The organism is Streptomyces sp. MK37H (assembly GCF_018035285.1).
Taxonomy (GTDB): Bacteria; Actinomycetota; Actinomycetes; order Streptomycetales; family Streptomycetaceae; genus Streptomyces; species Streptomyces endocoffeicus.
Map to the genome: position 1 here is coordinate 1 of NZ_JAAAYH010000256.1, position 13,140 is coordinate 13,140.

The window sequence follows — 13,140 nt, forward strand, 5'->3', positions numbered from 1 at the left end:
CGCTCGGGCCCACCCCATCCGACAGGTGCGGCCGACGGCCGCTACGGCAGCTGCGCTGCCCTCGCCTCGCGGCGGTTGTCGCGGAACGCGTTCACTCGGCGGGCCGTGGCGAAGAGGGGGATCACCGCGCCCATGACGACCTGCAGGGCGCAGGCCGACTGGAGGAGGAGCTCACCGCCGGGGGCCTCGAAGGCCCAGGCGGCCAGCAGCGCCATGCTGGTGACGATCCAGCCGAGCATGGCCACCGCGAGCCGGCCGCGCGGCTTGGGGTACTCCACCCGGCTCACCATCAGCCACGCGACGCCCACGATCGCGAGCAGTGTCGGCACGAACGGCAGGCCCAGCAGGACCACCGAGACGACCGTCAGGGCGCCGAAGGGGCTCGGCATGCCCTGGAAGACGCCGTCACGCAGCGTGACACAGGAGAATCTGGCAAGCCGCAGCACCACCGCCAGCAGCACCACGATCGCGCCCACCACCGAGACCCGCTGGTAGGCGTCGTCGGACACCATCCCCCAGACGAGGACGAAGTACGCGGGGGCCAGCCCGAAGCTGATCAGGTCGGAGAGGTTGTCCAGCTCCGCGCCCATCGCCGAGCTGCGCAGCTTCCGCGCGACGAGCCCGTCGAAGAGGTCGAAGACGGAGGCGAGCAGCATCAGCATCACCGCGGAGGCGGCGCTGTGCCGGGTCATCCCGCCGTCCTCGCTGCCCGTGAGATGCGGGATGAGGACGCCGGTGGTGGTGAAGTAGACCGCCAGGAAGCCACACGTGGCGTTGCCCAGGGTCAGCGTGTCGGCTATCGACAGTCGCGTCGACAGCGGCATGTCGTCCGTCTCGTCGACGTCGGCCGCGTCCACCTCGGCCTCGGGGACCCAGGCGGCCTGCGTATCGGGATCAATCACGGTCAAGGCGAGTCACCCCCGCGGTGGTGGCCTGGCCGACCTCGACCGCGACATCGACACCCTCGGGGAGGTATACGTCGACCCGCGAGCCGAAGCGGATGAGACCGATCCGCTCACCCTGTTCGACCTTCGTGCCCTGTGGCACATACGGCACGATACGCCGGGCGACGGCGCCGGCGATCTGGACCATCTCGATGTCGCCGAGCTCGGTGTCGAAGTGCCAGACGACCCGCTCGTTGTTCTCGCTCTCCTTGTTGAACGCGGGAACGAAGCCGCCGGGGATGTGCTCCACGGAGGTCACCGTACCGGCCAGCGGAGCGCGGTTGACGTGGACGTTGAGCGGGCTCATGAAGATGGCGACGCGGGTGCGCCCGTCCTTCCACGGCATGATGCTCTGCACCACACCGTCGGCCGGGGAGATCACACGGCCCTGCGTGATCTCTCTCTCGGGGTCGCGGAAGAACCACAGCATGCCCGCCGCGAGCGCGGTGGCGGGCACGGCGACCGCCGTCCAGCGTCCGGAGCGGCGGGACCGAGCAAGACTGACCGCCGCGGTGGCGACGGTCGGGAGGAGCCACGGCGACGCTCCGCGCGCGAGGCGGACGCGGCCGCGTTGTGCAGAGGATTGGCTGTGGGGCATGGATGACCTTCGTAGCGGAGGATGCCGCGACGCGAGACTGGGGACGGCGGCTTTACGGGATGGTATCGGTTGCGAGCGGTAACTGGGCAAGCGCCAGGGCCCGTCGGTGGCTTGTCAGTGACCGAAGACCCTCGGCGCGGTGTGACCTTGTTCTCTCGGATACCACCCCAAAAGGGACGTTCAGTCTTGGGTTCGGTATTCCTCCAGAAGCCTCCGTCCAATAATCATTTTCTGAATCTCAGCGGTTCCTTCGCCGATGAGAAGCATCGGTGCCTCTCGGTAGAGCCGCTCGATCTCGTATTCCTTGGAGAAGCCGTACCCGCCGTGGATGCGGAAGGCGTCCTCCACGACCTCTTTGCAGTACTCGGACGCCAGGTACTTCGCCATTCCCGCCTCGAGGTCGTTGCGCGCACCCGAATCCTTCTTCCGGGCCGCATTGACCATCATCGCATGCGCCGCCTCGACCTTTGTTCCCATTTCGGCCAGTTTGAACTGGATGGCCTGGTGCTGGGCGATCGGCTTACCGAAGGTATGCCGCTGCTGTGCGTATGCGACGCCCAGCTCGAAAGCGCGCCGCGCCACACCGCAGCCGCGGGCGGCGACATTCACCCGGCCGACCTCGACTCCGTCCATCATTTGGTAAAAACCTCGGTTCGGCGCCCCGCCGAGCACCCGATCGGCCGGAATGCGCAGTCCGTCCATGATGAGCTCGGTGGTGTCGACGCCCTTGTAACCCATCTTCTCGATCTTGCCGGGGATGGTCAGACCGGGCCGGACCTCTCCGAAGCCGGGCTCCTTCTCGACCAGGAAGGTGGTCATCGCCTTGTGCGGCGCGACCCCCTCCTGGGCCTCGCCGGTCCGGCACAGGACCGCCACCAGGGTGGAGCTGCCGCCGTTGGTCAGCCACATCTTCTGCCCGGTCAGGACGTACTCGTCGCCGTCCGGTACCCCCTTGCTGGTGATGGCCGACACGTCCGAGCCCAAGCCCGGCTCCGACATCGAGAAGGCGCCCCGGATCTCGCCCAGCGCCATCTTGGGAAGGAAATACTCCTTCTGCTCCTCGGTGCCGTGCTGCTTGAGCATGTACGCCACGATGAAGTGGGTGTTGATGATGCCCGAGACACTCATCCAGCCGCGGGCGATCTCCTCCACGCACAGTGCGTAGGTGAGCAGTGACTCGCCCAGACCGCCGTATTCCTCCGGGATCATCAGCCCGAAGACGCCGAGCTCCTTCAGCCCCTCGACGATGGCCGTCGGATATTCATCGCGATGTTCCAGCTCGGTCGCGACCGGCAGGATCTCCTTGTCGACAAAATCCCTGACCGTGGAGAGGATCTCCCGCTGGATGTCGGTCAGGCCCTCCGTCTGCGCGAGGCGGCTCATATCACTGCTCTCCCAGCTCCGGGCGGCCCGGCTGCTCGCCGCCCCGCTCCTTGATGTATGTGGCGGTCGGCACCATCACCTTGCGCCGGAAGACACAGACCAAGGTGCCGTCCTGCTTGTAGCCCTTGGTCTCCACATGCACGATGCCCCGGTCGGTTTTGGACTTCGACGGCGTCTTGTCCAGGACCTCGGTCTCGCCGTAGATGGTGTCGCCGTGGAAGGTGGGCGCCACATGCCGCAGCGACTCGACCTCCAGATTGGCGATGGCCTTTCCGGAGACATCGGGGACGGACATGCCCAGCAGCAGGGAGTAGATGTAGTTACCGACCACCACGTTCTTGCCGAAATCGGTCGTCTTCTCGGCGTAGTTGCTGTCCATGTGCAGCGGGTGGTGGTTCATGGTGAGCAGACAGAAGAGGTGGTCGTCGTACTCGGTGACCGTCTTCCCCGGCCAGTGCCGGTAGACGTCGCCCACCGTGAACTCCTCATAGGTACGGCCGAACTGCATGGCTCACGCCTCCGGGGGCTGGAAGGTGGACGTACGGCTCATCCCGGCGGCGCGGCCCTTGCCCGCGACGACCAGGGCCATCTTGCGGCTGGCCTCGTCGATCATCTCGTCCCCGAGCATCGCCGAGCCCTTCATACCGCCCTCCGCCGAGGTGCAGTAGTCATAGGCGTCCAGGATCAGCTCGGCGTGGTCGTAGTCCTCCTGCGACGGCGAGAAGACCTCATTGGCCGCCTCCACCTGGCCGGGGTGCAGCACCCACTTGCCGTCGTAGCCGAGGGCGGCCGCGCGCCCGGCCACCTCGCGGAAGCCGTCCACGTTCCGGATCTGCAGGTACGGGCCGTCGATCGCCTGGAGGTCATGCATGCGGGCGGCCATCAGGATCCGCATCAGGATGTAGTGATAGGCGTCCGCCGGATAGCCGGGCGGCTGCTCGCCCACGACCAGCGACTTCATGTTGATGGACGCCATGAAGTCGGCCGGGCCGAAGACGATGGTCTCCAGACGCGGCGAGGCGCCGGCGATCTCGTCCACGTTGACCAGGCCCTTGGCGTTCTCGATCTGCGCCTCGATGCCGATCCGGCCGATCTCGAAGCCCATCGTCTTCTCGATCTGGGTGAGCAGCAGGTCCAGCGCGATGACCTGCTGGGCGTCCTGCACCTTGGGCAGCATGATGCAGTCCAGGTTCGGGCCCGCGCCCTCGACCACCGTGATGACGTCCCGGTACGTCCAGTGGGTGGTCCAGTCGTTGACCCGCACCACCCGGGTCTTACCGGTCCAGTCGCCCTCGTTCAGCGCCTTGACGATGGTGTGCCGGGCGTCCTCCTTGGCCAGCGGGGCGCAGGCGTCCTCCAGGTCCAGGAAGACCTGGTCGGCCGGGAGCCCCTGGGCCTTCTCCAGGAAGCGCGGATTGGAGCCGGGGACGGCGAGGCACGAGCGGCGCGGTCGAAGGCGGCCGGCGGCATCGGCGCGGTCGGGGGCGGTCATACGGGAACCTCCAGAGGGGGAAGCGTGTTCGCGGCGCGGATCTCATCGACGATACGGCCGATGATCTCCGTGATACCGAAGTCCTTGGGGGTGAAAACGGCGGCGACACCCGCCGCGCGCAGGGCGGCCGCGTCCGAGGACGGGATGATCCCGCCGACGATGACGGGGATGTCCTGGGCGCCCGCGGTGCGCATCCGCTCCAGGACGTCGGGCACCAGCTCGGCATGCGACCCGGACAGGATGGACAGTCCGACGCAGTGCACGTCCTCGGCCACGGCCGCTGAGACGATCTGCTCCGGGGTGAGCCGTATCCCCTGGTAGACCACTTCGAAACCGGCGTCCCTGGCCCGTACGGCGATCTGCTCGGCGCCGTTGCTGTGCCCGTCAAGACCCGGCTTGCCGACCAGCAGCCGCAGCCTGCCGCCGCCGAGCTCGGCCGCGGTCTTCCCGACCTTCTCGCGGACCGAGGCCAGCAGGGAGCCCGCCTCCGTGGTGACGGCCAGGGGCGCGCCGCCGACCCCGGTGGGGGCGCGGTACTCACCGAAGACATCGCGCAGCGCCCAGGCCCACTCCCCGGTGGTCACGCCCGCGCGGGCACAGCGCAGGGTGGCCTCCATCAGGTTGTCGGTCCCCACGGCGGCCTTACGGAGGGCACCGAGGGCCTCCTGGGCGGGTCCCTCGTCGCGCTGCTCGCGCCAGGTGTGCAGGGCCGAGACCACCCGTGCCTCGTTCTCCGGGTCCACCGTCATGATCGCGGTGTCGAGGTCGGCGGTGAGCGGATTGGGCTCGGTGGACTCGTAGCAGTTGACGCCGACGATCTTCTCCTCGCCCGCCTCGATCCGCGCCCGGCGCTCGGAGTGGGAGGCCACCAGCCGCGCCTTGAGGTAGCCGGACTCGACGGCGGCCATCGCCCCGCCCATCTCCTGGATCCGCCCGATCTCGGCCTCGGCCTCCTCCACCAGGGTGGCGACCTTGGACTCGATCACATGGGAGCCCTCGAAGATGTCGTCGTACTCCAGCAGATCGCTCTCATGGGCGAGGACCTGCTGGATGCGCAGCGACCACTGCTGGTCCCAGGGGCGGGGCAGGCCCAGCGCCTCGTTCCAGGCCGGGAGCTGGACGGCGCGGGCGCGGGCGTCCTTGGAGAGGGTGACGCCCAGCATCTCCAGGACGATGCGCTGGACGTTGTTCTCCGGCTGGGCCTCGGTCAGGCCGAGCGAGTTCACCTGGACGCCGTAGCGGAACCGGCGGTGCTTGGGGTTCTCGATGCCGTACCGCTCGCGGGTGATCCGGTCCCAGATGCGGCCGAAGGCGCGCATCTTGCACATCTCCTCGATGAAGCGGACGCCCGCGTTCACGAAGAAGGAGATCCGGGCCACCACATCGCCCTTACGGTCCTCGGGAACCTGGCCGGAGGCGAACACCGCGTCCAGTACGGCGACCGCCGTGGACATCGCGAAGGCGATCTCCTGCACCGGAGTGGCCCCGGCCTCCTGCAGGTGGTAGCTGCAGATGTTGATCGGGTTCCACTTGGGGATGTGGTTGACCGTGTACGCGATCATGTCGGTGGTCAGCCGCAGGCTCGGGCCCGGCGGGAAGACATGCGTCCCCCGCGACAGGTACTCCTTGACGATGTCGTTCTGCGTCGTCCCCTGGAGCTTCGCGATATCGGCGCCGTGCTCCTCCGCGACGACCTGGTACAGCGCCAGCAGCCACATCGCCGTCGCGTTGATCGTCATGGAGGTGTTCATCCGCTCCAGGGGGATCTCCTGGAACAGCCGCCGCATGTCGCCCAGGTGCGAGACCGGGACCCCGACCCGGCCCACCTCCCCGCGGGCGAGGAGGTGGTCCGGGTCGTAGCCGGTCTGGGTGGGCAGGTCGAAGGCGACCGAGAGCCCGGTCTGGCCCTTGGCCAGGTTGCGCCGGTACAGCTCGTTGGACGCCTCGGCGGTGGAGTGCCCGGCGTAGGTGCGCATCAGCCAGGGACGGTCCTTGGGGCGGGGTGTGCCACTCATCAGAGGCCCCGGCTGTGCTTGTGGTCGTCACGGAACAGGTTGATGGCGTCGATGTGCTGCTCGCGCATCGCCTGGTCGCGCACGCCCATGCCCTCCTCGGGGGCCAGGCACAGCACGCCGACCTTGCCCTGGTGGAGGTTGTGGTGGACGTCGTACGTGGCCTGGCCGGTGTCCTCCAGCCGGTATGTCTTGGACAGCGTCGGGTGGATCTTGCCCTTGGCGATCAGGCGGTTGGCCTCCCACGCCTCGCGGTAGTTGGCGAAGTGCGAGCCGACGATCCGCTTCAGCGACATCCACAGGTAGCGGTTGTCGTACTCGTGGGTGTAGCCGGAGGTCGAGGCGCAGGTGACGATCGTGCCGCCCTTACGGGTGACATAGACGGACGCGCCGAAGGTCTCCCGGCCCGGGTGCTCGAAGACGATGTCCACGTCCTCGCCGCCGGTCAGCTCGCGGATCTTCTTGCCGAACCGCTTCCACTCGCGCGGGTCCTGGGTGCCGTCGTCCTTCCAGAACTTGTAGTCCTCGGCGGTGCGGTCGATGATCGCCTCGGCGCCCATCCGCCGGCAGATCCCGGCCTTCTGCGGCGAGGAGACCACACAGACCGGGTTGGCCCCGCCGGCCAGCGCGAACTGGGTGGCGTACGAGCCGAGCCCGCCGCTCGCGCCCCAGATCAGGACGTTGTCGCCCTGCTTCATCCCGGCGCCGTTACGGGAGACCAGCTGCCGGTAGGCGGTGGAGTTGACCAGGCCCGGGGCGGCCGCCTCCTCCCAGCTCAGATGCTTTGGCTTGGGCATCAGCTGGTTGGACTTGACCAGCGCGATCTCGGCGAGCCCGCCGAAGTTGGTCTCGAAGCCCCAGATGCGCTGCTCGGGGTCGAGCATGGTGTCGTTGTGGCCGTCGGCGCTCTCCAGCTCGACCGACAGACAGTGCGCGACGACCTCGGCGCCCGGCTTCCAGGAGTTCACACCGGGGCCGGTGCGCAGCACGACGCCCGCGAGGTCGGAGCCGATGATGTGGTACGGCAGGTCGTGCCGTTTGGCCAGGGGGGAGAGCTTGCCGTACCGCTCCAGGAATCCGAAGGTCGGCAGCGGCTCGAAGATCGAGGTCCACACGGAGTTGTAGTTGACCGAGCTGGCCATCACGGCGACGAGCGCCTCTCCGGGGCCCAGCTCGGGCACCGGCACCTCGTCCACGTGCAATGACTTGCGGGGGTCCTTCTCCCGCGTGGTGAGGCCCGAGAACATCTCGGCCTCGTCCTTGCGCACGGTCACCGCGCGGTACGACTCGGGGACGCGCAGTGCCGCGAACTCCTCGGGTGCTGTGTCCGACGCCAGGATCGCGTCAAGTATCTCGTTCATCGGTGCCTCCGGCGAAGCGTCCATGAGGGGACGCCTGAGGGAACGCTGGGCTCGTGACGGGTGATGCTGATGCGGTGCCGTCGGTTCGGCGGAGGTGGTGCTCGATGCGGCGCGGGTGGCGCCGGGTGCCTGGTGACGCAGGCGTTGTCCGGGCGCGCAAAGCGGCTTGCGGGGACAGCCGACGCACGGTGGTTGGCAGTGCGCCGGCCGCCCGGACACCCTCACGGTATGGCACTCTGTGCCACCTCGCAAGACACTGGGTGCCAACAATTTCCCTCAGTTGTCATCTCCAGTGCACACATGAGCAACAACGGCCGCCCCAAGCGGGGCGGCCGTCGCGGTGTGGATCAGATGCGCGTGCTGTCAGTCGTCCTTCTCCAGCGAGAGGGCGAAGATATGCGCCCGTGCGGTGCCCGAGGGAGCGCCCAGGGTGATCGCCGACAGCTCCTTGCCCGGGTCCAGCTCCACCACCTGGTGGAAGATCGCGGCCTTGGTGCCCAACGGGCCGGTGCGGGTGTGGATCTGACTCGTCCGCACCGCCTCCGTCTCCCCGTACGCCGGACCCGACATCCAGGCCGTCAGCTGGATGGTCAGCCTGCCCGTGGAGCCGTCGGCGTACGTGGCCTCGGCGGGGACGGACACATTGCCGGTGTCGCCCGCGCCCAGCACATGCAGCCTGGTATAGCTTCCCGCCGCGACCGTGACCTTCTGACCTGCGGCGATGACATTGTTGTTGGAGCCCTCGCTGCCGTTGGTGAACGCGAAGGTGATCCCGTCGTCCTCGGCCTGCCCGGTCTGCGGCAGCTGCGCCATCGGATAGGTGCGGCCCGTACCGTCGAAGTCGCCGTCCCCGTAGTACATCTCGGTGGTGATGGCGTCGTTGTCGAAGTGCCCGGTCAGATCGACCTGGGTGACCGCGCCCGCCTGCGGAAGCTCCGGCAGGCCCCAGGGCTCGGCCGGGGTGGCGACCTTCACCGGGGCGATCCGGAAGTCCGGCCGGGTGCCGGCCGGGTGGATCACCGCCTCGTCCTCCCGGTCCAGCTCCAGCTCGATCTCGCCGTTCCCCAGGTCACGCCACTTCGGCGCGGGGCCGCCGACCCCGGCGACAGTCACCCGGCCGCCGATCGAGTGACGGACCCGGCACGGCTCCCCGGCCAGGCTGCGCACCCGCACCCAGCGCGTCGTCCCGCCCGTACGCACCCCGCTGACCAGGAACGCGCCCTGGGTACGGAAGTCGTGCAGCGTGACGTCCTTCCACTCGCCCGGCACCCCGGGGAAGAAGCGGATGGTCCCGCCCCAGCTCTGGCAGAGCATGTCGTGGATCGCCTGTGCGCCCGACAGCGGGGTCTCGATCACCGGACCCGCCTCGTAGTAGTGGGTATTGGGCTGGATGAACCGCGCCACCAGCTCCCGCAGATACTTCAGCGCGTCATCGCCGCGCCCCATCTGCGTCGAGATCGAGGCCGCGCCCGAGAAGCTGTAGCCGCGCAGCGCGCCCTCGAAGCTGATCCAGTGCTCCAGCGAGCGGGCGATCAGGTCCCGGTGCTCCTTCTGGTCCCAGTTGACCAGGTAGAGCGGGTAGACCGAGAGCATATGGGAGTAGTGGCGGTGGGACTTGGCGAAGGGCACACCGGTGCCGATCATGAAGCCATTCTCGTCCACCGGATAGTCGACCAGCTTCTCCAGCACCTCGCGCCACTTGGGCACCAGCGGATCGTCCTTGTCCAGCAACTCGACCGTGGTCAGCAGGGTCTGGCAGGACCAGCGCAGCAGCGCCAGGTCGTAGTTGCAGTCCGGGGCCGCGCCGTACTCGGGGGAGAAGGTCTTCGGCAGATGCAGCCTGCCGTCCGGCTGCTGTGTGAGGAAGTGGAGGTAGTAGTTGGTGGAGCGGCGCAGCAGCGGATAGAGCACATCCTCCAGCAGGCCCCGGTCCATGGTGTGGCGGTAGGTCAGCCAGACGTTGTGCAGCGCCCAGGGCAGATCGCCGACCTCGGGGGAGTCCCCGACGCCCGGCACCGGCACCGTGCCGTTGTCCTCGCACTGCGCGTCCGTGGAGCGGCGCAGCCCGGCCGAGTCGGCCCGGTACTCGGGCTTGAGTCCGCTGATGAGCACATCGGTGTTCTCGGCGAGGGTGCGCGGAATCGCGTCCAGCTCCAGGTGGTTGGAGCCGTGCACCGGCCAGTACTCCAGCTGGACGTTGAGGTTCCACCACACCCCGGGCCATGGGGTCGGCTCCACCCACGGGCCGGTGGTGGCCATGACGGGGGCGTGCTCACGGGCGGCGCAGGCCAGCTTGTAGAGCTGGATCCAGTAGAAGCTCTGGAGCATCCCGTCGGGCACCGAGATGAAGCTCTTGCGGTAGAAGCGGTGCCACCACTCGCAGTGGGTGCGCCGCAGGCTGGAGACCGGCAGCGCGGACGCCTTGCGCACGGTGGTCCGCGCCCGGCCCTCCGCGTCCGTACCGGGGTAGGAGTGCGCCACGGCCAGGTAGTACGTGCGCTCCCGGCCGCTGCCGCGCTGCTTGTACGCGCTCACCGTCTGCCCGCCCGCCACCAGCGACTGGACGGTGACGCCCAGCCCGTCCTCGGTGCGGCTGACCGGGGCCGGGTTGGGCTCGAAGCCCTTCGGCGGATCCTCGCGGACGATGCGCGGGCTGACCGCCGGTGAGGGCTTGAACTCCCAGCGGAACGCCTCCTCGCCGGCGCTCGCCTCGACGGTGGCCAGCAGCATGGTGCGGTCGTTGTGCACCAGCGCCCGGAGCTTCAGCTCCCCCTTGTCCGTGGTGACCGTGCCGCGCAGCTCCGCGTTCCACAGATCCAGCCGCAGATCGACGCCGGTGATGGCGCCGACCGGGCGCAGCAGCAGATTGCCGACCGGGAGCCGCGCCACGCCCCAGTCGCTGCCGCCTTCGGTGGGCCGATGGTCCTGCACCTCGCTGTGGTGGATCGTGAAGCGCAGCGCGTTCTCCCCGGGCTCCTGGTAGATCATCGAGCCGAGCAGGCCATTGCCGAGGAACGGCCCCTCGTACCACGTTCTCGGCAAGCGCTTCCAGAGCAGATCCTGGCCGCTGAGGAAGCGCTCCCACTCCTGGTCGGTGCGCATGCCCCGCAGGGTCACCGACTGCTGTGGCTGGGCCGCCGCCTCCTGCTCGGGGAGGACCGTGCCGACGGCCGTGCTCGCGGCCGCGCCCGCCGCCACCCGGCCCAGGAATCCGCGTCTGCTGACTGGCATCCCGAACATCTCCCGTCCCCGAGGCGATCAGATTGCTCCGATGATTTGGCTAGACGGGAGCGTAGAAACGGGCTGATGATGCGTCAAGGCACCCGATTGCTCTGATGTATCGAGCGCCGTATCGAGGATGCGGTGAACGAGGAGGAACGATGCATACGGCACGATCAAAGGTCACCAGAGCCGTGGCCGCCCTCTCGTGTGCGGCCGCCGTGCTGGTGCCGCTCCGGGCGGCGGCGGCATCGGACGGTCGTGCGCAGGACTGGCGGCTGACCGGAGAGGGGCAGGTCAGCGGCGAGCTCAAGCTGAACAACGAGGGCGCGCTGACGCTGGCCGCGCACCATGGCTCCACCACCGTGCTGCGGCCGTCGGGCCTGGGCATCCGCACCGCCGAGACCGATTTCAGCAAGGGCTTGCGGTTCGGTGGGCGCAGCGACCGCAAGGTCCACGAGACCTACCCGACCACCACCGGCCGCCGCACCCACCACACCTCCGACGCCTCCGAGTCCACCTTCACCTTCCGCAAGGACGGACGGACGCTGAAGGTGGTCATCCGGGTCTCCGCCGATGGCCTGGCCTACCGCTATGTGCTGCCGGACAAGGGGACGGTCACCGTGCTCGGCGAGAGCACCGAGTACGCCGTCCCGCCGTCCGCCGACTCCTTCCTCCTGCCGTACGACAACGGCCGCCAGGACTACGAGTCCGCCCATGACCACGGCACGGTGGCCGACGCCAAGGCGGGCGACTACGGCTATCCGTCGCTCTTCCACATCGGCTCCAGCTGGATGCTGATCGAGGAGGCGGACCTCAACAGCTCCTACGGCGGCTCCCGGCTCACCCTCGACTCCGCCACCGACCGCTTCAAGCTCACCCTCCCCGACCCCGCCGAGGTCAGCGGCCCCGGGCTGACCACCCCCTGGCGGACCATGGTCATCGGTGACCTCGCCACCGTGACCGAGAGCGATCTGCCGACCGATCTGGCCGCCCCCTCCAAGGTCGCCGACACCTCATGGATCAAACCGGGCCGGGCGGCCTGGTCCTGGTGGTCGGACGGGCAGAGCCCGACCAGCCTGGACGCCCAGAAGAAGTTCGTGGACTTCGCGGCGCGCGAGGGCTGGGAGTACATCCTGGTGGACTCCGGCTGGAGCGACTCCTGGATGCCCGAGCTGACCGCGTACGCCAGGGAGAAGGGCGTCGGCGTCTGGCTGTGGGCCCGCTGGCAGACGATCGACGCGCAGAGCGAGCGGGACCGGCTGTTCCCGCTGTGGAAGTCCTGGGGGATCGCCGGGCTGAAGATCGACTTCCTGGAGTCGGACGGCCAGGACCGGATGCGCTGGTACGACGCGGTCTTCAAGGACAGCGCCCGGCACAAGCTGATGCTGAACTTCCACGGCGCCACGATCCCGCGCGGCCAGGAGCGGACCTGGCCGCAGCTGATGAGCACCGAGGCGGTCAAGGGCGCCGAGGGCACCCGTCCCAAGCCGGGCCGCCAGCCCTTCCCGGCGGCGCACTACACGACGCTGCCCTTCACCCGGAACCTCATCGGGCCCATGGACTTCACCCCGGTGACCTTCACCGGCGTTCGGCCCACGAGCGACGCGGCCGAACTCGCGCTGTCGGTCGTCTACGAGTCCGGGGTGCAGCACTTCGCCGACAGCGTGGAGTCGTACGAGAGCAGGCCGCTCGAGCTGAAGTTCCTGAACCAGGTGCCCACGGTGTGGGACGAGACGAAGCTGGTCGACGGCGACCCCGGCGACCGCGCCGTCCTGGCCCGCCGCTCCGGCGACACCTGGTACCTGGGCGCGATCACCTCGGGCGAGGCCCGCACGCTGGACGAGCCGCTGAGCTTCCTCGGCAAGGGCGGCTGGCGGATCGAGGTGTGGAAGGACGGCCCCGACGGCAAGGTCGGCACCGAGACCCAGGAGGTCACGGCGACCTCACGGCTCAAGGTGGACGTCCCGAAGAACGGCGGCTTCGCGGCGAAGCTGACCAGGACCAGCTGAGGCGCCCGCGCTTGCGCCGCCCCGCACCGGGGCGGCGCAAGCGCGGCTCGGGCGGGACCTGCCTGTGGGGGGGCGGGCCCCGCCCCCACTCCCCGCCGCGACGGCGGGACGTCTGACGG

9 protein-coding genes are annotated in these 13,140 nt (G+C 68.8%); 1 reads left to right on the plus strand and 8 read right to left on the minus strand.

Going from position 1 to position 13,140, the window contains the following annotated elements; translation table 11 throughout:
* Positions 1-41: 41 nt before the first annotated feature.
* The 8 genes from pssA to GWI24_RS29180 all read right to left on the minus strand — a co-directional run bounded on the left by pssA (position 42) and on the right by GWI24_RS29180 (position 11,021).
* Positions 42-908, minus strand: a complete 867-nt coding sequence (gene pssA, locus GWI24_RS29145; protein WP_037958797.1) for a CDP-diacylglycerol--serine O-phosphatidyltransferase — start codon at positions 906-908, stop codon at positions 42-44.
* Positions 895-1,542 carry a phosphatidylserine decarboxylase gene (locus GWI24_RS29150; protein WP_044569051.1) on the minus strand — a complete coding sequence of 216 codons (648 nt, stop codon included), beginning with the start codon at positions 1,540-1,542 and terminating at the stop codon, positions 895-897. Before GWI24_RS29150 ends, pssA begins: the two co-directional genes overlap by 14 nt.
* Positions 1,543-1,722: 180 nt before the next feature.
* On the minus strand, positions 1,723-2,925 hold the full coding sequence (locus GWI24_RS29155) for an acyl-CoA dehydrogenase family protein (protein WP_210948873.1): 1,203 nt from the start codon (positions 2,923-2,925) through the stop codon (positions 1,723-1,725).
* A 1-nt stretch (position 2,926) separates the two neighbouring features.
* Positions 2,927-3,433 (minus strand): MaoC family dehydratase, encoded by a 507-nt coding sequence (locus tag GWI24_RS29160; RefSeq protein WP_210948874.1) that lies wholly within the window; start codon positions 3,431-3,433, stop codon positions 2,927-2,929.
* Positions 3,434-3,436: 3 nt separating this feature from the next.
* Positions 3,437-4,417, minus strand: coding sequence for a CoA ester lyase (locus GWI24_RS29165; RefSeq protein WP_210948875.1), 981 nt, complete (start codon positions 4,415-4,417; stop codon positions 3,437-3,439).
* Positions 4,414-6,432 (minus strand): protein meaA, encoded by a 2,019-nt coding sequence (locus GWI24_RS29170; RefSeq protein WP_210948876.1) that lies wholly within the window; start codon positions 6,430-6,432, stop codon positions 4,414-4,416. The genes GWI24_RS29165 and GWI24_RS29170 overlap by 4 nt, the downstream gene beginning before the upstream one ends.
* Positions 6,432-7,790, minus strand: a complete 1,359-nt coding sequence (ccrA, locus tag GWI24_RS29175; protein ID WP_210948877.1) for a crotonyl-CoA carboxylase/reductase — start codon at positions 7,788-7,790, stop codon at positions 6,432-6,434. The genes GWI24_RS29170 and ccrA overlap by 1 nt, the downstream gene beginning before the upstream one ends.
* 363 nt (positions 7,791-8,153) lie before the next feature.
* The gene (locus tag GWI24_RS29180; protein ID WP_210948878.1) at positions 8,154-11,021 is read right to left on the minus strand and encodes a twin-arginine translocation signal domain-containing protein; all 2,868 of its coding nucleotides are present in this window, start codon (positions 11,019-11,021) and stop codon (positions 8,154-8,156) included.
* A gap of 149 nt (positions 11,022-11,170) precedes the next feature.
* On the opposite strand from GWI24_RS29180, the gene GWI24_RS29185 reads away from it, so the two are divergent.
* Positions 11,171-13,021 (plus strand): glycoside hydrolase family 97 protein, encoded by a 1,851-nt coding sequence (locus tag GWI24_RS29185; RefSeq protein ID WP_210948879.1) that lies wholly within the window; start codon positions 11,171-11,173, stop codon positions 13,019-13,021.
* The last annotated feature ends 119 nt before the right edge of the window (positions 13,022-13,140 follow it).

Coding starts and splice junctions, on each gene's coding strand:
- GWI24_RS29150 (WP_044569051.1), bottom strand. CDS start 1,542: ATGCCCCACAGCCAATCCTCTGCACAACGCGGCCGCGTCCGCCTCGCG.
- GWI24_RS29155 (WP_210948873.1), bottom strand. CDS start 2,925: ATGAGCCGCCTCGCGCAGACGGAGGGCCTGACCGACATCCAGCGGGAG.
- GWI24_RS29160 (WP_210948874.1), bottom strand. CDS start 3,433: ATGCAGTTCGGCCGTACCTATGAGGAGTTCACGGTGGGCGACGTCTAC.
- GWI24_RS29165 (WP_210948875.1), bottom strand. CDS start 4,417: ATGACCGCCCCCGACCGCGCCGATGCCGCCGGCCGCCTTCGACCGCGC.
- GWI24_RS29170 (WP_210948876.1), bottom strand. CDS start 6,432: ATGAGTGGCACACCCCGCCCCAAGGACCGTCCCTGGCTGATGCGCACC.
- ccrA (WP_210948877.1), bottom strand. CDS start 7,790: ATGAACGAGATACTTGACGCGATCCTGGCGTCGGACACAGCACCCGAG.
- GWI24_RS29180 (WP_210948878.1), bottom strand. CDS start 11,021: ATGCCAGTCAGCAGACGCGGATTCCTGGGCCGGGTGGCGGCGGGCGCG.
- GWI24_RS29185 (WP_210948879.1), top strand. CDS start 11,171: ATGCATACGGCACGATCAAAGGTCACCAGAGCCGTGGCCGCCCTCTCG.